Raw genomic sequence first — 21,278 nt, 5'->3', positions numbered from 1 at the left:
AATATATACTTTTTTCTTAACTCTACAAATATGTGACAAATATCCGTAAAAGAGCATGTAGGAAATTACTGGTTTCCGTATTATTTTACTAAAAGAAAAATTATGTACTTTTGAAAAAAAAATTAGGCTATGACACTGGGCGAGAAACTGAAAAAAGCAAGAATCAACAAAAACTTTACGCAGGAATACCTTGCCGAGATGCTGAATGTTTCTCAAAAGACCTATTCCAATTTTGAGAATGATAAAAGCAAACCCGGGTTTTCTCAGGTAGAGGAAATGGCAAAAGTGTTAGATGTAAGTGTGCTGGATTTTTTGAGCGGTGACAGTATAACGGTAAACCAAAGTGATAATAAGATTGCAATAGCCCAAAATTATGCAACAATTAATACTTCCGAAAAACTCATTGAGCAATACGAAGAGCGTATTAAAGAGTTGAAAGAGCAGGTAGACTACTGGAAAAGCCGATCGCAGGGCAGTAAATAGCCTTCTGCCTTTCCCGAAAACCTCCTGCGGTCGTGCAGCAGTTTTCAGAAACCTCCGAAAAGCGGACGCTGCACTGCAGCACAGTTTCGGAAGATCCCGAAACCTTCCTGCGACACTGCAGCGAACTTTCGGATGCTCCCGAAGCAATGTTTCAGCCCCTCCTGAAGCTTTCGGGTAAATGAATAAGAAACAAACCGCACGAGGCGGCTTTATATAATAAACACAAATACAATGATGAATTCAATCGATCTTCAAAAACTTCGAAATGCAGAATATCTGCAGTACATGAAAGATTTTTCAGGCATTATCAACCTCAACAACTCGGCTCAGTTTGATATTGAAGCGAAGTTGAACGCCTTTAATACTAAAATAGGAGAGCTTGAAACTCTTTACAAGAAAGCCCTTGCCAGTGAAAAAACTCAGGAGCTTCTGCTCATAGACGCCAGGAGAGATGCTGCCATCAACGGGATCTATTATTTTCTGCTCTCTCATACCTATCATTTCGAAACGGCAAAGCAACACAATGCACAGGTACTGCTAGATAACATGGCTCTGTACGGAAGCGGTATCGCAAGGCTCAATTATCAGGCAGAGACGGCTACCCTCAACAATCTTATTCGCGACTGGGAAGGCAAGCCCGAGCTCATCAATGCCATTTCAGAATTCAACCTTGGCGAATGGATGGCTGAGCTGAAAGCAGCGAACGAAGAATTTAATACAAAATATCTTTCACGTACCCAGGAATATGGTGATGCAAGCCCGGAAACGATTAAGCTGACAAGGGAAGACGTAAATGTTGCCTATTATGCATTGAGAGACAGAATCGATGCACTCCATCTTTTGGTAGAAACTCCGCCGTCGCCCTATGTTACAATCATCAACCAGCTCAATGCATTGACCGACCAATATAATGCATTGCTCGTTAACCGGAAACCGGAATCAACTGATATTAGAGGTACTGAAGACTCTGCGAAATAATTATAAGCCTTGTCAAGATTCTGAACCTTGACAAGGCTCTTCTGAAACCCCAATCTGAAGAACTTACAATAACAAAACCTCTGAAAATCTCAGAGGTTTTGTTATTCCAATATCATATTCTGCTGTACTGCAATGTGTACAAGCTCAGCAGAATTTTTGGCACCGAACTTTTGCAGTAAATTTTTACGGTGGGTATCTACGGTTAAGGGGCTTAGAAAAAGTTCATCGGCAATCTCATTGCTTGTTTTTCCTTTTGCTAAAAACTGAAGAATCTGTTTTTCCCGTTTTGTCAGGCGTGGAGTAGTGGTCAATTCCTGTGGCGAAGGTTTACTGATGATATTTTTGGTCTCGTTACAGAAAACAATATTTCCTGAAAGTGCGCCGTGAAAACATTCCATCAATTCTTCCAGAGAAACATTTTTCAATAAATAACCGCTGGCTCCGTTTTGTATACACTGCATGATAATGCTCCTTTCAGAACGGTTACTAAACATAATGACGGACGTATTCGGAGATATTTTTTTTATTTCTTCACATAGCTGTATTCCGCTGATATCGGGCAGGGAAATATCGAGCAGAATAATATCTACTTCATTAGATTTAATAAACTGAATAACTTCACCACCATTGTTAAATGTTTTTGAAAGGTGAAAAAACGGTTTGTGAGATAACATTATTTTCAGTCCTTCAATAACGATGGGATGATCATCTACAATGACGATGTTGATTTTATGAGATTGCATTGGTGTTGAGTTCTATATTAATTGAAGTGCCTTCATGATCAGAATTGATTTCCATTTTACCTTTTAAATAATCGACACGGGTTTTTAGATTATGAAGTCCCATACTTTTGGTTGGTGAAGAATCTTGTGAGAAACCTTTGCCATCATCTTCAATGGTAATTAAAAACACGTCATTCGACTGAGAGCATTGAAGTAGAATATTTTCCGCCTCTGAATGTTTCACAGCATTAGCCAGAATTTCCTGTACAATTCTGAAAATATTGATCTGAACTGCCAAAGGAAGTTTTGAATTGATATCAATAGATTGAAAGTCAATATGTAGATCTTTTCTGGAGTAAAATTCGCAGAGATCTTTTAAAGCGGTTTCCAATCCCAGTTTTAAAAGTGATTCCGGCATTAGATTTCTAGAGATATTTCTGAGTTCGGTCACCGAATGATCCAGTTGATGTAGAATCTCATTGAAATTTTGTTTGTTTTCTGGCTCTAAATTTTGTGAAGCCCAAGCTGAAAAATTAATTTTCACGCCGGCAAGCATTCCACCAAGCCCGTCGTGAAGGTCTTTTCCCACTCTTTCTCTTTCTTTTTCTTCACCTTCCAGAATGGCTTTTGTTATTTTTAATTCTTCCTGTTGTGCTATTTCTTTAAGCTTCTGAGAATGATTGATTTCTTTTTCTTTAGCTAATTTTTTAGTGTAGAAATAAATGGAAATAATTAAAATAAGAAGGAATAATGATGCAAAAACCATCACCCATAAATATTGATTTTTCTTGTTGAGTTCAAGCTCTTTTTGAGCTTTCTCAGTGTTGAGGTTGGCAATTTCTTTTTGCTTTTCTGCAGTTCTGAATTTCGTTTCCAGTGTATTGAGTTCAAGCTTTACATTTTCAGAATTTAAGCTGTCATTTAATTTTGAATATTTCTTTTCCCAGACCAAAGCTTCTTTAAGGTTGCCCATCTGTTCGTTAAGACTTGAGAGCTGGTTATAGAAAATCTTTCTGTTGTTTGCATCAATGATGAGTGTCTTTTCGGATAAGATATTTTCCAGAACATTTTTTGCTTCATTCAGCTTATTCTGCTTCCTTAAAATATCATATTTATTCATGTAAAACATCTGGGTTAAAAGATTTTGGCGGGATCTTTTAGCATAAACCAAACCTTTTTCAATCATCGGAAGTGCTTCTTCATTTTTCTGTTTGGTGATGAAGTAAAGTGTTTTTCCATAATAAAAAGAGGCGTTTGAATTAGAATCCGGATAAGGCTGAATGAGTTTTTCGGCTTTATCTAAATATTTTTTTGCCTCGTCACCTTTTGCCTGATAACAGAAATTGCTTGCGGTATTGAGGTAAGCAAAAAACAATTCAGCAGAATGGGATGCATTTTTTTCTAATATTTTGATGGCTTTTGTGTTGTATTCATAGGCTTTTGCAAACTCGGCATTATACGTAAGAATGATGGCAAGCTGCGAATAGAATTGTCCTAACGTTTTGTGATCCTTATATTGTTCTATCTGCGGAATGCTTTTTTCGACCAGGATTTTCACCAAAAAAGGATAGCCTTCTTTATTTTTCTGGGTCACACCGTAGTTGTACCAAGATGACGCGATAAAAAAGTCAGCTTCTTGACTTTTAATTTTAGAAAATTCCTTTATAGCTTTTTGAAATGAGACTGCTGCTTTTTCTTTATTGCTTTCTAAAAAATGCCAACCTTCATAATAATGATATTTCGCAGTATTTAAAGGTGTATTCGCACTTAAAGCTTTCCCTTTTTCTAAATAGTTTTTACTTAAAAATGAGTCTGTATTTCTATAAAAGTTTGATAATAAGAAATATGAATTCGCTTTGGCGTTGTTGTCAACCTTGCTGTTTGCAACCTTTTTCAGACTGTCTGAATAGGCTTTCTCATTAAGCGGAATGAGTTGCTGCGACTGTACATAAATAGATAAGAAAATACAGATGGTGATAAGGTGGTTCTTCATTGTCTCAATTTCATTTTTTAAAATAAAACTCCACAATTTAGTGAAAAATACAGAATTGAAAAATACCTAAAATCCGGTAGAATATTTTCCTTAATTCTAAGGATTGATTGCCTTGTCAGACCGTCATAATTTTGCAGGTACTAAATCAGAAAGATTACAAATTAAAATTAACAGTAATATTTAAACAAGAGAAATTATGAAAAAAATGAAATTGAAAAACGTATTGAAAGGCTCATTTGTAATGGTGATGGCAGCGTTGGTTTTTGGTTTTGTGACATCTTGCAGCAATGATGATGACGATGACATTCCAGGAACCAACAAAACTCATAAAGTAGTTTTCAAGGCAGAAGCATCTGCAGGAAGTAATATTGAAATCGCTGTTTACGGTATTGATGGAAATCCTACCACAGCAACCAGCTTAAGTGGAACTACATGGTCTAGCCCCGAAATTACTACTGAAGCAGGAGCAATGAGTGCAAATGTTGCCGTAAATGCAGTTGGTGCTAATGCTTCGTCTACTTTAAAAGTTCAGATTTGGGTAGATGGTGAACTTAAAAAAGAAGGAACTTCAAGCGGGCAGTATTTATCTGCTTCAGCAAGCCATACATTCTAATATAAACTAATGATGAAAAAAAAGTCCGGCTCAATTTTGAGTCGGACTTTTTTTGGTGGAACAAACCATATTCTTCATAGCCATTAACGAAAATAATTCTATGAAACACAGAACTCAAAAATATCTAAAATAGAGTAGAATTTTTTTTTAAATTTGAAGCTTGACAGTATTTTTAGTCTATGATATCTTTGCGGATGTTTAATCAAGGAGATTCCGAATACTATTAACAAAATAATTTATGAAAAAAATAAAATTGAATCAGGTATTTAAAGGAGTATTTGTTGCTTTGATAGCAGTAATGGTTTTGAGTCTTGTTGAATCTTGTCGCAAAGATAATGATGATGATACTTCTGAAGATATTAAGACCCAAAAAGTAGTTTTCAAGGCAGAGGCGTCATCCGGAGTTAACATCAGTAAAGCTGTTTACGGAATCGACGGAAATCCTATTACCGTAACCGGTTTGAGCGGAACAACATGGACGAGCCCGGAAATTACTGCCGAAGGCGTAGTTTATAATTCTAATGTTGTGGTAAATGCAACAGGAGTTGATGCGGCATCTACTTTAAAAGTTCAGATTTGGGTAGATGGCCAGCTTAAAAAAGAAAGTGTCGCAAGCGGGCTTACTTTATCGGCTTCAACAAGTTATACATTTTAAAAACAATCCACTTTGATAAAAAGATAATCCGACTCAAAAGCTGAGTCGGATTATTTTTTATGTTTTCAAGATTAAATCACTTTTACAATAAAGTAACTTTTCTTTCCTTTTTGTAGTAATAAGAATTTACCGTCAATCAAATCGGTTTCATTTGCGGTATAAACTTCATTGATTTTTTCTTTGTTTACAGAGATTGCATTTCCTTTCAATTCTCTTGTCGCCTCACTTTTAGACTTCAGGAAACCTGATTTTTCTGAAAGTAAATCAACGATATTAATTCCTAAAACATCCGCCTTAGCCACTTCTTTCTGAGGAACTCCGTCAAAAATTTCCAGGAAAATTTCTTCATCAAGGCTTACCAGATCTTCAGCAGTTGATTTTCCAAAAAGAATTTCTGAAGCTTTTAAAGCTCTTTCATATTCTTCTCTTCCGTGAACCCAAACCGTAACTTCTTCAGCCAATTTTTTCTGAAGTTTTCTTTCGTGTGGTGCTGTTTTATGGTCTTCAATTAAAGCATCAATTTCTTCTTTTCCTAAGAATGTGTAGAATTTAATAAATCTTTCAGCATCTGTATCGGTTGCATTCAACCAAAATTGATAGAATTTGTAAGGCGAAGTTTTCTTTTTGTCTAACCAGTAATTTTCTCCGCTTTCAGACTTTCCGAATTTCGAACCGTCAGCTTTTGTAATCAAAGGAACAGTCAATGCAAATGCTTCTCCCTGTGCTTTTCTACGGATCAATTCTGTACCTGTCGTGATATTTCCCCACTGATCAGAACCTCCCATTTGAAGTTTTACATTATTATTCTGATATAAATGCAGGAAATCATATCCCTGAATTAATTGATAAGTAAACTCTGTAAAACTCATTCCGTCAACACCGGCTTCCCCTGAAAGTCTTTTCTTTACAGAATCTTTTGCCATCATGTAATTAACGGTGATGTTTTTCCCTACATTTTTAGCAAAATCAAGGAAAGAAATTTTCTTCATCCAGTCGTAATTGTTGACCAATTCGGCTTTGTTAGTTTCATTTCCATCAAAATTTAAAAACCTTGAAAGTTGATTTTGCAGACAGTCAACATAATGCAATAGTGTTTCTTCATCCAAAAGATTTCTCTCTGCAGATTTCCCTGAAGGGTCACCAATCATTCCTGTAGCGCCACCTACCAAAGCGATTGGTTTATGACCATGTTGCTGAAAATGAGCCAAAATTTTAATTTGAATAAGACTTCCTATGTGTAAAGAATCTGCAGTAGGATCAAAACCGATATAGGCAGTTGTCATTTCCTTATTCAGTTGTTCATCTGTTCCGGGCATCATATCGGCAAAAAGCCCACGCCATTTCAGTTCTTCAATAAAAGAGTTCATTATTTTTTCAGTTTAAAATTTAATACGCAAAGATAAGAAAATCACCTGAGTTTCGGGTTTCGGGTTTTAGGTTCGAAGTTTCTAGTTTCAAGATAGCTGTTAATACTTTTAGAGCGATGTTTTCAAAGTTGCAAACTTCCAACACCGATCATCCAACTTCCAGCGCTTATTGTTTCATTAGCAAAATTCAATTATATTTGTTAATAATGAAAGACGAGCAATTATTTCCTCTCATCCAAAAGGCAAAGGAAAAAGACCAGAAAGCGCAAACCAAACTGATCAATGTATTTTGGGTAGACGTTTTTTCTTTTGTGATGAAAAAAGTACACGACGAAAATGATGCAGATGAAATTACGGTCAATGTTTTTTCAAAAGTTTTATCGAAACTCGATTTATACGATCCTCATTTTCAGTTTAAAACCTGGATTCTAACGATTGCTCAAAATACAATTATTGATTTCTGGCGTAGAAAAAGCCGGGAAAATCAAGATCCTACAGAAAATTTAGATGAAGTAAAAAATCATTACGCAAAATCTCCTGAAGAGTTAATGATTTCTGACGAAGAGCAGCAAAAGATTATTAAAACCATCGAATCTTTAGATGGCAATTATCAGGATATTATTAAATTGAGATTCTTTGAAGAAAAAAGCATCAAAGAAATCGCCGAGGAGCTTGGGATTTCTGTTGCCAATACGAAAGTTCGTGTAATGAGAGCGAAAAAAGTTTTAGCAGAATTGCTGAAAAATAATGATTTTGAGGATAACTAGTTTTTTAGATACTAATATTTTTGCCACGAATGCACTAATTTTTTAATTTAAGCAGGAAGTGAATAAACCATTCGTGCATTCGTGGCAAAAACAAATTATCATTTCCATCAATCTACATCGTAGATGAAGTCGATAAAAAAATCACTAACTTTGAACCTCAATTTGAGAGATAAATGGAGAATTTAGTTCAAGATACTACCGTTCAAAAACCAAAATGGATTCGTGTAAAACTTCCTACCGGAAAGAATTACAGAGAATTGAGAACTTTGGTAGATAAATATAAATTAAATACAATTTGCCAAAGTGGAAGCTGCCCAAATATGGGTGAATGTTGGGGAGAAGGAACGGCAACTTTCATGATTTTAGGAAATATCTGTACCAGAAGCTGTGGATTTTGTGGTGTAAAAACTGGAAAACCAATGGATGTTAACTGGGACGAACCTGAAAAAGTAGCCCGTTCAATCAAATTAATGAAAATTAAACACGCTGTTTTAACATCTGTTGACCGTGATGATTTAAAAGATATGGGATCTATCCTTTGGGGTGAAACTGTAAATGCGGTAAGAAGAATTTCTCCGGGAACCACGATGGAAACATTAATTCCTGACTTTCAAGGACTCACAAAACATCTTGACAGAATGGTTGATGTTGCTCCGGAAGTGATTTCTCACAACATGGAAACGGTAAAACGTCTGACAAGAGAAGTAAGAATCCAGGCTAAATATGAGAGAAGTCTTGAGGTTTTAAGATATTTAAAAGAAGCAGGACAAAACAGAACAAAAACTGGATTAATGCTTGGTTTAGGAGAAAACAGAGATGAAGTTTTCCAGACTATTGAAGACATCAGAAACGCTAATGTTGACGTTATTACGATGGGACAATATTTGCAGCCGACTAAAAAGCATTTGCCTGTGAAAAAATTTATCACGCCTGAAGAGTTTGATGAATTCGGAGATTTTGCAAGAAGCTTAGGTTTCAGACATGTCGAGAGTTCGCCTCTTGTAAGAAGTTCTTACCACGCAGAAAAACATATTCATTAAAAATATAAATCGCTTCAATTTTTGAAGCGATTTTTTTGATTCAAAGATTGGTTAAGTTGATTTAATTATAGTTCTGATATAAAATTTATATCAAACCTTTCAACATTTTCTTTCCAATTATAGTTACTTTTGTGCTTTTAAAAGAAGCAATGGAAATATTGCTTTAAATAATTATTGATTAATGATGTTTGATAAAAGAATTTTGCCATTGGCAATCGGTGGCTTGGCCATTGGAACTACAGAATTTACGATTATGGGATTGCTTCCCGATATTGCAAATACACTGCAGATTACCATTCCACAAGCGGGACATTTAATTGCGGCGTACGCTTTGGGAGTTGTAATTGGCGCACCTATTTTAATTGGATATTCTGTAAAATTCCCTCCCAAAAAAGTGTTGCTTACTTTGATGGTGATCTTCACTATTTTTAATGCATTGTCTGCTATCGCTCCTGATTATAACTCGATGTTAATTATCAGATTTCTGTCTGGTTTACCACACGGAGCATTTTTCGGAGTCGGAACCGTAGTCGCATCAAGAATGGCCGGAAAAGGGAAGGAGGCATTATACATTTCACTTATGTTTACAGGATTAACGGTCGCTAATTTGGCGATGGTTCCTTTAGTTACTTACATCGGGCATGCTTTTCACTGGCGTTGGTACTTTGCCATTGTGGGAGTAATTGGGATTACCACTTTATTGGCTTTAAAGCTTTGGCTTCCGGCAATGGAAAGAAAAGAAGATAGTCATTTTTTAGAGGAACTAAAATTTCTCAAAGGCAAACAATCGTGGTTGGTATTAATGATTACGGCCATCGGTTTTGGTGGACTGTTCACTTGGTTTAGTTACATTACGCCGTTGATGACGGTTGTTTCAAAGATTGAAAGCAGCTACATGGCGTATGTTATGATTCTTGCCGGTGGCGGAATGGTTGTAGGAAATTTAGCCGGAGGTTTTCTTTCAGATAAATTAGGCCCGGAAAAAACATGTGTATTGTTGTTATTCTTAATGATGTGTTCTTTATCAGGTGTATTTTTTCTTTCAGAATATCAAAGTATTTCTTTGGTGCTAACATTTATTTGTGGAGCTTTATCGATGTCAGTTGCAGCTCCAATTAATATTATGATGATGAAAGCAGCACCAAAAAGTGAAATGATGGCGGCAGCTTTTATGCAGGCTGCCTTTAATATTGCGAATGCAATGGGTGCTTTCTTAGGAGGTATTCCTTTAGAACATGGTTTGCCTTACAATTATCCGTCGCTTGTAGGAGTAGGAATGACGGTTATTGGGTTAAGCATTAGTATTATTTATTTTTATCTGTACAGATCGCCAAATATAAATGAAAAGGAAATTGCGGTAGAATGTGCTACCTGTGACCAATAAAAAAAGAGAAGCACTGCTTCTCTTTTTTGTTAATCGCTTTGAACTTCGTTCCCGTTTTGACACCAGTATAAAGCGTTATAAAGATTTTCTTTCGGGAAAGATTTAAATTCTCCAGGCATTAAAACACTGAAAATATCTGTGAAATTCTGCACGCCTTCTTTGTCTGTTACAATAGCTGCGCGGTTCCATTTTGTGATGTTTTTTATCCCTAAAAGTGCATCCTGAAGCCATGCTCCCATCGTGAAATTACCTAGATCAGTATCCAGATAAAGAAGGTAATTTAATTCATCAAATTGTTCTACTTTACTCTTCACATAAGGGATTACGAGATTCTCAAAATCTTCTTTGGTTACATCACCTGTTGCATTGAAAGCGGCAACATTTTCCGGAGCATCATTAAGTATTGTTATCATAATTTATATTTTAATTGGTTTTGGTGATTTTATTTTATCAATAATTAAACCATAATTGGATAATCATCATGGTTAAGGCTCAATTATTGCTAATATTTTGAAAAAACTCTATGGACTTGAAATCTAACGAACCTTTCTGGCTTTTGAAAAATGGTCTGTTATCTTCCTATCCGTCCCTGAAATCTGATGAAGAATGTGATGTTCTTATTATTGGCGGCGGTATTACAGGAAGTCTTATTGCCCATCAAATGATAAAAGACGGATATCAAACCATTTTAATTGATAAGCGTGAAATTTGCAACGGAAGTACCTCGGCAACAACTTCAATGTTGCAGTACGAAATTGATACTCCGCTATACGAGTTGATTGAAATGATTGGTGAAAAAGGTGCGGTAGAAAGTTACAAAGCCTGTTCAAAATCTATAGACGATATTGAAAAATTAGCAAAAGAAATAAAAGCCCGGTCTGGTTTTAAAAGAAAACAATCTTTATATTTTGCTTCTAAAAAGAAAGATGCAATCTGGCTTGAAAAGGAATATATTGCGAGAAAAAAAGCTGGATTTGATGTGACTTGGTTAGGGGCTGAAGATATTGAAGAAAGATTCGGTTTCCAAAATACCTACGGTGGAATTTTATCTAAACAAGGTGCAAGTATAGATGCCTTTAAATTTGCTCACGAATTGCTGAGATTTAACTTAAATAAAGGCTTGAAAATTTTCGATAAAACAGAAATGAAGTCTGTAAAATACTTAAGAGATCATAATCTAGTATTAACAACGGACGGCTTTAATATTAAGGCCAAAAAAGTTATTTACTGTGTAGGCTACGAAAGTAAAACCATGATTAAAGAGGATTTTGTAGATCTTAAAAGTACATATGCCGCTGTATCAGAAATCGATAAAAATAAATTTAAAAATATTGAACATACGCTCGTCTGGAATACCGATCATCCTTACATTTATATGCGATCTACAGACGACGAAAGACTACTAATCGGCGGAGGTGATGAAGATTTTTCGGATCCTGAAAAAAGAGATTCTCTGTTAAATAAAAAAGAAAAAGAAATTCTGAAAAGCCTAAAAAGAATACAACCCGACTATCATTTTTACACTGATTTTGTGTGGGCTGGAACGTTTGGTGAAACAAAGGACGGACTGCCTTATATCGGCACTCACGAAAATTTCAAAAACTCGTATTTTGTTTTAGGTTTTGGCGGAAACGGAATTACTTTTTCTGTGACCGGAATGGAAATGGCTTCTGCTTTTATGAAAAATAAAAAACATCAACTTTCTGAATATTTTAAATTTGGAAGATAATTTTACTTTAAAAATTCCGTTTTAAAAGTTGACTGAAAAAGTTTGGGGATTCGGCAAAGCCACACCCCCAAACAAAATAAACAATACTAACATTTACATCATTGCTTCACGGAACTGATGTTTGAGACCAGTTCTTTTGCTACTTTTTTTGATAGGATTTTATCCTATCCTTTATTAGGTCGTCCCTTTGGGACTTTCGAACAATAAATAAAATAATTTCAAACTCGAATCCTATATCTCGGAACCCGAAACTAAAAACTATATCCGTTCTTTTTCGCCAATTCCACAATCGATTTTTCAATAGCTTTTCCCAAATCATCACCTTCAGAATTTCCTCGCTTTTTGGTTTCTACGTCGATAAATTCCTGTCTTTTTCTAGCAAGAACTTCAATTTCTTTTTGAATCTTATCTCGGTCTGCAGATTTTTGATCTACAATTTTTTTGATTTCATCTTTGCTTTTACCTTTTAATTCAGAAGGTAATTCCTCCTCTTTTATTGATGAAATGTAGCTTTTGTCTTTTTCAACTTTATCCACCAAATCCCAATGATCATTTTTGTAAGCATTTTTCTTTGATTTGCTTACGGCTCTTTCAACAGCATTAGAAGCAGATTGCATTTCTGCATTTGAATCTTGAGTTGTTTGCTTGTTTTTCATTTCAGAGCCACGTCGTCCGTAAGAGATATAAGTGTCATTCAGTTTAGAATTGTACTGCGAAATTTTCACATCATAAGGCGTTTCAATATAAATCACTTTTTGGTCGCTGTCGATATTAAAATATTTTCCGTCTCCTAAGCTCGCTCCGTTTTGCCAATGCGACTGAATTCCTTCTTCACGGCTTCCACAAAAAATTGTATTGGTGTAAATATTTTTGGTTTTAGCTTTAGAAATAACATCTTTATAACTAATTTTTCCTTGGTCAAAAGGTTCATTTCCGGCAATGTAAATAAGTTTCATGCTTTTTTCGTTTCCGTCCCATTTCAAATTGGATGATGCATCACGAATTACGGCTCCACAATATTCATTTCCGCCATTGGTTCTAAGAGCAAAAAGTTTTTCTGAAACCAAATCCAGATCCTGCGTAAGCGGAGTTACTTGTCTGATGTAATTTTCATCTTTTAAATCATCATTTCCATATTCATAAAGAGCAATTTCTACTTGCGGAGCTTGTCCGTTGTATTTTAAAGTGGTCAACGTATTGACGATATTCCAAAGTCTTGATTTTGCCTGGTCTATTAAGCCATCCATACTGTTGGAAGTGTCCAAAAGCAAAGCCACCTGAATTTTATTATCTTTTGAAACCAAAATTTGTCGTTGATTTGAAATGTTACTTTCTACAATTTCTCTATCGTTGGCTTTGCTGCTGCAACGATTATCTGAAATTTCACCTGCACTCAAAAAAGCGAATACGCTTGCTGTTACTGTTAAAACTTTTAATGTGTTCATATTGTATGTTTTTGATGAATTTTATTTATACTAAATCTTTTTTGTTCGGAATCGCAAAGACGCAATTTTATTTTGATAAACTTTTAAAGCCGCAAGGATTTATCTTCGATAGAATTCATTAGCAATTTCTAAATGAAAATCTTCCGTCATACTGAGCGAAGTCGAAGTGATTCTGCGTCTTAAAAACAGCTTGTTTTTCCTAAAACCTTTGCGCCTTTGCGATTAATAACTTTTTTAATAGAACTTCATCCCGTTCTTTAGAAAATCATCCCTTCAGCACTCTCTCAACTGCACTCAGACTCTCAAACCCTCAAACTTAATTACCGACTGTAATACTGAATCTGCATTTCCTTCGGATATTTTACTTCATAAGAGAAATTGATTTTCTCTGAAACTCCGCTGTTGATTTTTCTATTCCAAAGAATACTTCCGGCTTTGTCATCATAATTTCCGTCGCCGATGTTTAAAGTTTTGACAGTAATTTTCTGATTTTCACTTAATGGAATTTGGTCTAAAACTTCCAGTTCAATATTTTCTTTCGTATTATTTCTGATGGATATTTCGTAAGATTCTGTTTCCCATTTATTAGAATTGAAAGATTTTTGAGCTGTTTTATCTTCAAGTTTGATGCGTTTTACCACAATTCTTTCATCAATGCCAAGAGAAATTGGGAACTCGTCTTTTATATAATTGCTTGTAATATTGGTTTTTCCGATATAATTATCTTCAAAATAAATATTCGCTTCACCTGAAATTAGATTTAAATTCTGCCAGTTTTTCACGAAAGCCATTAAGAAGACCTGATTGTTCAGTTTCGGAACGGTGTGATATTTATAATTGGCTTCTACATTTTTCTTATCTAGAATCACATATTGTTCTTTTTCCTGACTTACGATGGTTTGATTGTAATTCAATTCATATAAAATATTCATCTGATTATCCGAAACCGTTGCAACAGGGATTTGACTTGGTTCAGAAACTTCTGCTCTCATCTGATAAGAATTTGATATTTCTGCTTTCGCTTTTTGCATATAACCTACTTTTGCATCTTCATTATTGTAAGCGGTATATTCAGCGACATATAAAGGCGATAAAATAGGTCTGTTTTGGTTGAAAGAAGGTCTGTAAGTGGACACAAAAAGTTTGATATTGTTCCAGTCTTGTCCGGTCTTTTGATAAATTTTTCCTTTGTAGACAATTTCTAAAGGTTTTTTTGTAGACTGTGCTCTTAAATCATAAGAAGGAATCCAACCTGCATTAGAAACGATATAGCTTACGCCGAGATTCAGATTCATTTCATTTTCGGCGAGAATTTCAAGAATTAATTCTTTTCTGTTTTGTGTTTTATGAGTCTGTTCTTCGGTAAATTGCTTGTTGATTTTGGCAATACTTTCATCAAACGTAGTTTTTTGTTCGTTCAGAAGAAAAACCTGATTGTCGATTTCCAGCATTCTTTTTCTATAAAATTCAGTCAGCTTTATCAACTGTTCCTGCGGAGTCGATTTATCATTCGTTGAAACTTTAAGATTATCATTAATAATATTTTGTTCGCCCGTCAGATTTTTAATCTGAATATTCAATAAATTAACCTGTCTCTGAAATTTTTTTCTTTCATCATCCAGTTTTTTTTCGCCATCGGTCAGTTCATCATTTTTGAGATAATTATTTTGTGGGGTAATTGATAAAAGCGTTGTGTTTTTTTCAAGATTGATTTTGTAAGTATTTTCATCTAAATCATTCGGAAGATTAATGATTTTTACGGTGTTTCTACCTTTTTGGAGAGTAACGTTTGTGCTTCCGAAAACTTTTGCGCCCTGCAGAAATACAGTGGCCTGTTTTACATCGATTTCTTTTTTAATTTCCTGAGATTTAAAAAACGAAACCATCAAAATGAGTATTAAAATAGAGTGTCGCATTGTTTATTGTTTTAAAGTTCTACAGTAAAATTACTTTGATTAGAAACCGAAAATCTGAAGACTTGGTGAACTTAGGTTTTCACTTGGTGAGAGTTTTTAAGCGAAAAAAAAGACAGCCATTTCTGACTGCCTCTTAAAAAACTAAAGAATTTCGTATTTTGTTTTGATGCTGTATTTCAGCTTGATATTTTCGATGTTGTCGAACGAATAATCCATACTTTGATCGGCTGCTTCCAACTGTACATTCGCCATTTTGCTTCTGTAAGCAACAGGAAGAATCGAATCGCTCATGTAATCTTCAATTTCTGTAATCTCAATCGCATCTCCGGCCTTTTTATTGATGCTTCCCAAAAGATAATCTGCTTTCTCTTTCGCAGCTTTTAAGGCATTAATTTTAACCGTTTTTCTGAAATCAGCAATTTTTGTGTTTTTGATTTCTGCAATGTTCAGATTGCTTACCCATTTCTGATTAAGGTCTTCAAAAAGCTTACTCACATTGGTTTTAGCATTTACTTTAAACTGAAAACTCTTGGTAAACTTCGTTGTTTTCGAATATAAATTCTGGTACATCGATTTAAATTTTATGTCTTCATTTTTTACGCCATTGTTTTTCAGTGTTTCAAATAAAAGTTTTTCGCTGTCTGCCAATTGATTTTTGTTGTCGGCTTTTATACCGATACTAAAAATGATTTCATCCGGTTCTACTTCCATTTCGGCAACTCCCGTTACTTCAATTGCATTTTTCTTTACTTCCTGCGCATTCATCAAACTTCCTGCTGCAAAGATTCCTAATAATAAAAGGTGTCTAAGTTTCATATTGTTTATTTTAAATTTCTAAAGTAAAATTACCACGATTTGAAACTGAAATTTTGGAAACTTGGTGAACTGAGGTTTTCACTTGGTGAATGTTTTTATTTATTAGATTTAGGAATATTCAAATCTCGCATTTCTCCATTGGGAGTTATCAAAATATAAGATTTGCTTTCCTTGTTTACATCTTTTTTCTCTCTATTAATCACTAATTTCACTTCATACATCACTTGAATAACGGGTTCTAGAATTGTGGGATTAATCACAAAATCGAATTCTTTGTCAAAAATCGGTTGATAATACAAGGTCGTTGATTTATTTGCCTGATTTACGTTTGCCAGTTTCGTCAAAGCCAGAGACGAACTGTTGTAAGCCTCATAAGATTTGTACATTTCTGTCGGAAGTTTAGTTTGAAATCCATCGTTAATTGATTTGTCGCTGTTTACAAAAGTTTCTCCGAGAAGTGTTTCATAGTTTTTTACTTTTTCTTGGAGCGCAATTTTTGCTTTATTCATCAAATCTTTTTTGATGGTTTCGAGGCTGTTTGCAAAATAATCTACCCTTACCAGATCATAAATTTCATTTTTTGATAAAACTGAAATAAACTCATTCAACTGTGAAGGATCTGAGAATTGAATGTGCAGATTTTTTTTAAGTTCAAAACCGGTTGGCACTTCATTGTAAGTTTTTCGGCTGAAAATCTTTTTCTCTACCGCATATTGATAGACCGGCACAAAAGAAACCATGTCAACATACGTTTCAATTCCTTTATTAATTTTAATTTGATTTAATGCGGTGTTTAGACGTTTATCCATCAGTGAATTCACTTCATCCGCTGTTTCTGCTACTTGTGTCAGACTAAAAATCGCAACGTATTTATCAGCCTTTACATTGGCCATACCTTTTATGCTAATAACAATGTGATTGTCTACAGAAACATTAATACTGATATTATTTTCCTGATAACGCACTTGATTTTGATAGTTAATATTTCCTGAGAACTGTGCAAAAGTAAATTGAAAAAAGAAAGCTGAAGTCAGGCATAAAATGTTTTTCATAATGATTAAGTTTAAATTATATCACAAACTTATTGGTCTTTCAAAAGCTGTTTGAAGTCAACTTGGTCAACCTTGCTTTTCACTTGGTGAATAGTTTTTGGGTAAACTATATATATGTATATCTTTGTTTTATGAATTTAGTTCGGCTTTTTGTGTTGGTTTTTATGATGATTTCTGTGAATACTCTTTATTCGCAAAGTAAGGAGACGCAGGAAGTTGTAGCAGAAACGTCAAAACTGAAAAAAGCAGTCGAAACAAAAAACGAATCTGCAGAAGCCGAATCTTATTACAATATCGGCGAAACATTTTTTAATGATAGAAATTTTTCTAAAAGTGAAGAGTATTTTATAAAATCTAAAAATATCTACGAAAAGCTTAATGACAAGCAAAATCTCGAAAAAGTAATCCGAAAATTAGCGCAGTCTCAGGAAAATCAGAATAAGCTGAAATCTGCGCAAAGCAATTACCAAAAGGCTTCAAAAATTGGATATTCTAAATCAAAAAGAAGTTTAAATGCCAATGACGCTTCAAGGCTTTCTTCTCCGGCATCTGAAAATAAAGCTGAAGCTATTCAAAGTAACATTCATATCAGCGAAAAAGAAAACAATAAACAAGATCTTGCCGCAAGCTACAGCCAAATGGCTGATGTAAATATTGAAAATAAAAATATTCCGCAAGCGGAGGAAAATCTGAATACAGCATATCAGATTTCCAAAGAACAGGCGCCTCAACAGGCTTTGGCAATCAATCAGAAACTGACCAATTTTTATGTCGACAATAAAGATTTTGACAAAGCAATAGAAGCCAAAAAATCTGTTTTAAAAGAAAATTTCGTTAAGGAAAATTCTCAGAAAAAAGTAGAACAGATTCAGGAACTCGCAGAAATTTACATAAAAAAAAATGATCCGAAGGAAGCAATTGTTTTACTGAAAAATGCTTATGATATTGCTTTACAGAAAGGTCACACTTTGGAAGCTCAGAAAAGTGTAAAAAAACTTGACAGTCTTTATAATATTTCAGAAAATACAGATGCTTCTGTGTTGCTTTATCGTGATTTTCTTGGGAAATTACCTGATCTGGTTTCTAAAGACAGAAGTTTGGTAGATAATAAAATCCTTGAAGATACAGAACAGAAAATTTCTCAACTTCTGCAAGAAAAGAAATTGAAAGACGAACTAATTCGCAAGAAAAATATTTTCAATTACAGTTTAATTGGAGTGTTGATTTTACTGACGGGTTTAATAATTTTTATTTTTAGAACTTTGAAAAAAGTTCAGATTAAAAACAAAAAAATTGCGTTGCAGTCGCTTCGTCGTGAGATGAATCCGCACTTTATTTTTAACAGTTTAAATTCTGTCAATCATTTTATTGCAACCAATAACGAACTGGAAGCCAATCAATATTTAACCAAATTTTCAAAATTAATGCGTGGCGTTATGGAAAATTCCAGTGAAGATTTTATACCGTTTCAGCAGGAATTAGATTTACTTCAGAATTATCTGGCTTTAGAAAAAACACGTTTTGCCGATAAATTTGACTACGAAATTGAAGTGGATGAAAGTTTAAATACGCAAAATCTAAAAGTTCCGGGAATGTTGATACAGCCATTTTTAGAAAATGCAGTTTGGCACGGCTTAAGATACAGAACTGATAAGGGATTTTTAAGTTTAAAATTCACAAAAAACAACGACTTGCTGAAGATCACCATTAAAGATAACGGGATAGGAATAGAAGAAAGTAAAAAACAAAAAACAGAACACCAAAAAACACGTGAAGGCCGCGGAATGAAAAATACTTTAGAAAGAATCAGACTGCTGAATGATTTGTACAAAAAAAATATTGTCTGCACGGTAAAAGATTCTGAAAACGGAGTTTTTGTTGAGGTTTCAATAATAATTTAATAGAAAAAAATGATGGAATTATATAAAAAAACAGCAGCATTTTTATTGCTATTGATGACGTTTTCTTTGTCGGCTCAGCAATACGATGATGTTCGATTTGCAAATGTTTTGAAACAATTAAAACTTAATTCTTCCGAGGTTCACAATGAACTCTATACCGAAAAGAAAATGCCCAATATTGAAAATTCTTATATTATTGTAGTGCCTGTTTTGCTTGGGAAACTTGAAGATGACGGATTTACTGTAAAAAACACGATACTAATTACCGATGATCAGGGGAAAATCAAAAACAAATATATTGAGGATACCGAAATTATATCAGATGCAGTGATGTTAGATGGTTTTTCAATAGATACCGGGCTTTATAAGCTGAATTCCAGTATTCGGGCTTTTGGAATTACTGCAAATTATCACGGAAGCAGCAATCCCAATCCTTATTCTTCTTCCGATATATCATTGTATTATCCTGAAGATAAAACTTTGAAAAAAGTTCTTGATGGCTATAACCTAAGAAGATACGGCGGAGAATGGGATATGAAATGTTCCGGAGAATTTGACGAAGATAATTCGGTCATTATTGTTGATCAAGTGAAAACGAATGGTTTTAACAATCTTAAAATTAAAACTGAAAGTAATCATATAATAAGCAAAAAGGTAAATGGAGAATGTACCGAAGATAAAACTTCAAAAATTTCTTATAAAACCTTGAAATTTTATAATTCTGTTTATAAATAAAACCTGAATTAAGATGAAAATAAAATCAGTAATCGTAGACGACGAGAAAATTGCAAGAGAAGTTCTGAGTAATTACCTCACAAAATACTGTCCGCAAATCGAGATTCTGGGAGAAGCTGAAAATATAAAAGATGCTGTTCCTCTGATCGCAGAAATGCAGCCGCAACTGGTTTTTTTGGATGTTGAAATGCCTTTCGGGAATGCTTTTGATGTGTTGGAAGCAACGAAAGAATTTTCTTACGAAACCATTTTTATTACTGCTTTTTCTCAATATTCTTTGCAGGCCTTAAATAAATCTGCAAGTTATTATATTTTAAAACCGATTGATATTCAGGAGCTTATTTTGGCGGTAAATAAGGTTGCAGAAAGTATTGAAAAGAAAGACGAATTAAACCGAAACAAAATCCTCCTCGAAAATTTAAAATTAAAACCCGAAAAACAACAATTGATCCTTCCGACTTTGCAGGGTTTTGACGTGGTGAAAACAGAAGATATTATAAGACTTCAGGCTGATGGAAATTTTACGCAGGTTTATCTTACAGACGGTTCAAAAAAAATGGTTTGCAGGTTTTTAAAGCATTTTGATGATTTGCTTGAAAGTCCTTTTGTAAGGGTGCATCGTTCGCATATTATCAATACCAATTTTGTAAAATCTTATCATAAAAGCGGTACGGCAACTTTGTCTGATAACTCCGAAATTGAAGTTTCAGGAAGTTTTAAAGATCAGTTTTTAAAGGTTTTTTCTTAAATATTAATTTTAACCATTAAGAAGATTGAGGGTGTTTAGTTTAATTAAGAAAATCAAATAATTTTTTTATTGTATCTATACTTAAAGCGAAGCTCAACTTAACTTTTCTCAACTTTTTAATAAACCTTAATGGTTACAATTCAAGAATAAATTTCTCAAATCTCAAAATTATAGTAATACATGTTTTCAGTTAAATCCTAAAATCTTATTAAGGCATCATTTTTGAATTTTAATATTATCAAAATTTTATATTATGAAAACTTTTCAGAAAATAGCCATTCCAGTTTCATTAGGTATTATTGGTTTCTTAATCTTAAATTCATGCTCGGTTGGGATTCCGAAAGGAGCAACTGCAGTCAAAAATTTTAATTCAGAAAAATATCTTGGTAAATGGTACGAAATTGCCCGTTTCGATTATAAATTTGAGAAAAATATGGATAATGTTACTGCTACTTATTCACTCAATCCCGACGGAACAATTAAAGTGCAAAACAGAGGCTATGATTATGTAAAGAAAGAATGGAAGGAGTCGATCGGAGAAGCAAGATTCGTTAATGATAAATCTGAGGCGAGACTGAAGGTTTCCTTTTTCAAACCTATTTGGGCTGGCTATAATGTGATTGATATTGATGATGATTATCAAAATGCTTTAGTTGTAGGAAACAGCACAAAATATATCTGGATTTTATCCCGAAACAAAGAAATACCAAACAGTATTAAAGAAAGATTCTTAGCAAAAGCGCAGAAATTAGGTTATAATACCGATGATTTAATTTGGGTAAAGCACGATTAGTCATTGCGATAATCTAGACAACGAAGCAATCTTAAAATCGACATAGGAAAATGGAGCGTTAAGAAATTTGGAATTAATCCGTTAAAAAATTACCACTGTTCGAAGTGCGATAAACCTTGTGAAATAAAGATTTAATTTTGA

General features: G+C 34.1%; 21 protein-coding genes. 12 read left to right on the top strand and 9 right to left on the bottom strand.

What is annotated here, in order from left to right:
• The first annotated feature begins 129 nt into the window (after window positions 1-129).
• Window positions 130-483: a helix-turn-helix transcriptional regulator gene (locus tag OH814_RS17325; protein ID WP_308829029.1), complete on the top strand. Its 354-nt coding sequence runs from the start codon at window positions 130-132 to the stop codon at window positions 481-483.
• Window positions 484-527: 44 nt separating this feature from the next.
• Here OH814_RS17325 and OH814_RS17320 read toward each other — a convergent pair whose 3' ends face one another.
• Window positions 528-683 (bottom strand): hypothetical protein, encoded by a 156-nt coding sequence (locus OH814_RS17320; RefSeq protein WP_308829028.1) that lies wholly within the window; start codon window positions 681-683, stop codon window positions 528-530.
• Between the two features lie 31 nt (window positions 684-714).
• Here OH814_RS17320 and OH814_RS17315 point away from each other — a divergent pair, with 31 nt between their 5' ends.
• Window positions 715-1,461, top strand: coding sequence for a DUF6261 family protein (locus OH814_RS17315; protein WP_308829027.1), 747 nt, complete (start codon window positions 715-717; stop codon window positions 1,459-1,461).
• A gap of 101 nt (window positions 1,462-1,562) precedes the next feature.
• On the opposite strand, the gene OH814_RS17310 is transcribed toward OH814_RS17315, so the two are convergent.
• Both OH814_RS17310 and OH814_RS17305 read right to left on the bottom strand, forming a co-directional pair.
• Complete coding sequence (locus tag OH814_RS17310) at window positions 1,563-2,204, bottom strand: response regulator (RefSeq protein WP_201135089.1); 642 nt, start codon at window positions 2,202-2,204, stop codon at window positions 1,563-1,565.
• Window positions 2,191-4,176: an ATP-binding protein gene (locus tag OH814_RS17305; protein ID WP_308829026.1), complete on the bottom strand. Its 1,986-nt coding sequence runs from the start codon at window positions 4,174-4,176 to the stop codon at window positions 2,191-2,193. The genes OH814_RS17310 and OH814_RS17305 overlap by 14 nt, the downstream gene beginning before the upstream one ends.
• A gap of 196 nt (window positions 4,177-4,372) precedes the next feature.
• Here OH814_RS17305 and OH814_RS17300 point away from each other — a divergent pair, with 196 nt between their 5' ends.
• Both OH814_RS17300 and OH814_RS17295 read left to right on the top strand, forming a co-directional pair.
• Window positions 4,373-4,789 carry an MmpS family transport accessory protein gene (locus OH814_RS17300; RefSeq protein ID WP_076561778.1) on the top strand — a complete coding sequence of 139 codons (417 nt, stop codon included), beginning with the start codon at window positions 4,373-4,375 and terminating at the stop codon, window positions 4,787-4,789.
• A 238-nt stretch (window positions 4,790-5,027) separates the two neighbouring features.
• Complete coding sequence (locus OH814_RS17295) at window positions 5,028-5,444, top strand: hypothetical protein (protein ID WP_308829025.1); 417 nt, start codon at window positions 5,028-5,030, stop codon at window positions 5,442-5,444.
• 71 nt (window positions 5,445-5,515) lie between these two features.
• On the opposite strand, the gene tyrS is transcribed toward OH814_RS17295, so the two are convergent.
• Complete coding sequence (tyrS, locus tag OH814_RS17290; protein ID WP_115619953.1) at window positions 5,516-6,811, bottom strand: tyrosine--tRNA ligase; 1,296 nt, start codon at window positions 6,809-6,811, stop codon at window positions 5,516-5,518.
• Window positions 6,812-7,017: 206 nt separating this feature from the next.
• Between tyrS and OH814_RS17285 the strand changes: the two genes are divergently transcribed.
• From OH814_RS17285 to OH814_RS17275, 3 genes are all read left to right on the top strand, one after another.
• A complete protein-coding gene (locus OH814_RS17285) occupies window positions 7,018-7,578 on the top strand; it encodes an RNA polymerase sigma factor (RefSeq protein WP_076561776.1) in 561 nt (186 codons plus the stop codon).
• A 173-nt stretch (window positions 7,579-7,751) separates the two neighbouring features.
• On the top strand, window positions 7,752-8,618 hold the full coding sequence (gene lipA, locus OH814_RS17280; RefSeq protein WP_076561774.1) for a lipoyl synthase: 867 nt from the start codon (window positions 7,752-7,754) through the stop codon (window positions 8,616-8,618).
• A gap of 181 nt (window positions 8,619-8,799) precedes the next feature.
• The gene (locus OH814_RS17275) at window positions 8,800-10,002 is read left to right on the top strand and encodes an MFS transporter (protein WP_308829024.1); all 1,203 of its coding nucleotides are present in this window, start codon (window positions 8,800-8,802) and stop codon (window positions 10,000-10,002) included.
• Window positions 10,003-10,031: 29 nt separating this feature from the next.
• On the opposite strand, the gene OH814_RS17270 is transcribed toward OH814_RS17275, so the two are convergent.
• Window positions 10,032-10,415, bottom strand: coding sequence for an STAS/SEC14 domain-containing protein (locus tag OH814_RS17270; protein WP_076561772.1), 384 nt, complete (start codon window positions 10,413-10,415; stop codon window positions 10,032-10,034).
• A gap of 110 nt (window positions 10,416-10,525) precedes the next feature.
• Between OH814_RS17270 and OH814_RS17265 the strand changes: the two genes are divergently transcribed.
• Window positions 10,526-11,731: an FAD-binding oxidoreductase gene (locus OH814_RS17265; RefSeq protein WP_308829023.1), complete on the top strand. Its 1,206-nt coding sequence runs from the start codon at window positions 10,526-10,528 to the stop codon at window positions 11,729-11,731.
• A 251-nt stretch (window positions 11,732-11,982) separates the two neighbouring features.
• On the opposite strand, the gene OH814_RS17260 is transcribed toward OH814_RS17265, so the two are convergent.
• From OH814_RS17260 to OH814_RS17245, 4 genes are all read right to left on the bottom strand, one after another.
• Window positions 11,983-13,176 (bottom strand): hypothetical protein, encoded by a 1,194-nt coding sequence (locus OH814_RS17260; RefSeq protein WP_308829022.1) that lies wholly within the window; start codon window positions 13,174-13,176, stop codon window positions 11,983-11,985.
• 320 nt (window positions 13,177-13,496) lie between these two features.
• Window positions 13,497-15,092: a DUF4139 domain-containing protein gene (locus OH814_RS17255; RefSeq protein ID WP_308829021.1), complete on the bottom strand. Its 1,596-nt coding sequence runs from the start codon at window positions 15,090-15,092 to the stop codon at window positions 13,497-13,499.
• Window positions 15,093-15,233: 141 nt separating this feature from the next.
• Window positions 15,234-15,908, bottom strand: a complete 675-nt coding sequence (locus OH814_RS17250) for an SIMPL domain-containing protein (RefSeq protein WP_308829020.1) — start codon at window positions 15,906-15,908, stop codon at window positions 15,234-15,236.
• Between the two features lie 95 nt (window positions 15,909-16,003).
• A complete protein-coding gene (locus OH814_RS17245; protein ID WP_308829019.1) occupies window positions 16,004-16,960 on the bottom strand; it encodes an SIMPL domain-containing protein in 957 nt (318 codons plus the stop codon).
• Between the two features lie 131 nt (window positions 16,961-17,091).
• On the opposite strand from OH814_RS17245, the gene OH814_RS17240 reads away from it, so the two are divergent.
• The 4 genes from OH814_RS17240 (at window position 17,092) to OH814_RS17225 (ending at window position 21,137) form a co-directional block, all read left to right on the top strand.
• Window positions 17,092-18,861 carry a histidine kinase gene (locus OH814_RS17240; protein ID WP_308829018.1) on the top strand — a complete coding sequence of 590 codons (1,770 nt, stop codon included), beginning with the start codon at window positions 17,092-17,094 and terminating at the stop codon, window positions 18,859-18,861.
• 12 nt (window positions 18,862-18,873) lie between these two features.
• Window positions 18,874-19,596, top strand: coding sequence for a hypothetical protein (locus OH814_RS17235; RefSeq protein ID WP_308829017.1), 723 nt, complete (start codon window positions 18,874-18,876; stop codon window positions 19,594-19,596).
• A gap of 13 nt (window positions 19,597-19,609) precedes the next feature.
• Complete coding sequence (locus tag OH814_RS17230) at window positions 19,610-20,344, top strand: LytTR family DNA-binding domain-containing protein (protein WP_308829016.1); 735 nt, start codon at window positions 19,610-19,612, stop codon at window positions 20,342-20,344.
• 253 nt (window positions 20,345-20,597) lie between these two features.
• On the top strand, window positions 20,598-21,137 hold the full coding sequence (locus tag OH814_RS17225; protein WP_308829015.1) for a lipocalin family protein: 540 nt from the start codon (window positions 20,598-20,600) through the stop codon (window positions 21,135-21,137).
• Window positions 21,138-21,278 lie beyond the last annotated feature (141 nt).

The organism is Chryseobacterium sp. CFS15, from assembly GCF_031118795.1.
GTDB classification, from domain to species: Bacteria; Bacteroidota; Bacteroidia; order Flavobacteriales; family Weeksellaceae; genus Chryseobacterium; species Chryseobacterium indoltheticum.
This window is presented reverse-complemented; position numbering and strand designations above follow the sequence as displayed.

Coding starts and splice junctions, on each gene's coding strand:
- OH814_RS17255 (WP_308829021.1), bottom strand. CDS start 15,092: ATGCGACACTCTATTTTAATACTCATTTTGATGGTTTCGTTTTTTAAA.
- OH814_RS17315 (WP_308829027.1), top strand. CDS start 715: ATGATGAATTCAATCGATCTTCAAAAACTTCGAAATGCAGAATATCTG.
- OH814_RS17225 (WP_308829015.1), top strand. CDS start 20,598: ATGAAAACTTTTCAGAAAATAGCCATTCCAGTTTCATTAGGTATTATT.
- OH814_RS17310 (WP_201135089.1), bottom strand. CDS start 2,204: ATGCAATCTCATAAAATCAACATCGTCATTGTAGATGATCATCCCATC.
- OH814_RS17300 (WP_076561778.1), top strand. CDS start 4,373: ATGAAAAAAATGAAATTGAAAAACGTATTGAAAGGCTCATTTGTAATG.
- OH814_RS17260 (WP_308829022.1), bottom strand. CDS start 13,176: ATGAACACATTAAAAGTTTTAACAGTAACAGCAAGCGTATTCGCTTTT.
- OH814_RS17270 (WP_076561772.1), bottom strand. CDS start 10,415: ATGATAACAATACTTAATGATGCTCCGGAAAATGTTGCCGCTTTCAAT.
- OH814_RS17245 (WP_308829019.1), bottom strand. CDS start 16,960: ATGAAAAACATTTTATGCCTGACTTCAGCTTTCTTTTTTCAATTTACT.
- tyrS (WP_115619953.1), bottom strand. CDS start 6,811: ATGAACTCTTTTATTGAAGAACTGAAATGGCGTGGGCTTTTTGCCGAT.
- OH814_RS17240 (WP_308829018.1), top strand. CDS start 17,092: ATGAATTTAGTTCGGCTTTTTGTGTTGGTTTTTATGATGATTTCTGTG.
- OH814_RS17295 (WP_308829025.1), top strand. CDS start 5,028: ATGAAAAAAATAAAATTGAATCAGGTATTTAAAGGAGTATTTGTTGCT.
- OH814_RS17235 (WP_308829017.1), top strand. CDS start 18,874: ATGGAATTATATAAAAAAACAGCAGCATTTTTATTGCTATTGATGACG.
- lipA (WP_076561774.1), top strand. CDS start 7,752: ATGGAGAATTTAGTTCAAGATACTACCGTTCAAAAACCAAAATGGATT.
- OH814_RS17285 (WP_076561776.1), top strand. CDS start 7,018: ATGAAAGACGAGCAATTATTTCCTCTCATCCAAAAGGCAAAGGAAAAA.
- OH814_RS17265 (WP_308829023.1), top strand. CDS start 10,526: ATGGACTTGAAATCTAACGAACCTTTCTGGCTTTTGAAAAATGGTCTG.
- OH814_RS17250 (WP_308829020.1), bottom strand. CDS start 15,908: ATGAAACTTAGACACCTTTTATTATTAGGAATCTTTGCAGCAGGAAGT.
- OH814_RS17325 (WP_308829029.1), top strand. CDS start 130: ATGACACTGGGCGAGAAACTGAAAAAAGCAAGAATCAACAAAAACTTT.
- OH814_RS17305 (WP_308829026.1), bottom strand. CDS start 4,176: ATGAAGAACCACCTTATCACCATCTGTATTTTCTTATCTATTTATGTA.
- OH814_RS17230 (WP_308829016.1), top strand. CDS start 19,610: ATGAAAATAAAATCAGTAATCGTAGACGACGAGAAAATTGCAAGAGAA.
- OH814_RS17275 (WP_308829024.1), top strand. CDS start 8,800: ATGATGTTTGATAAAAGAATTTTGCCATTGGCAATCGGTGGCTTGGCC.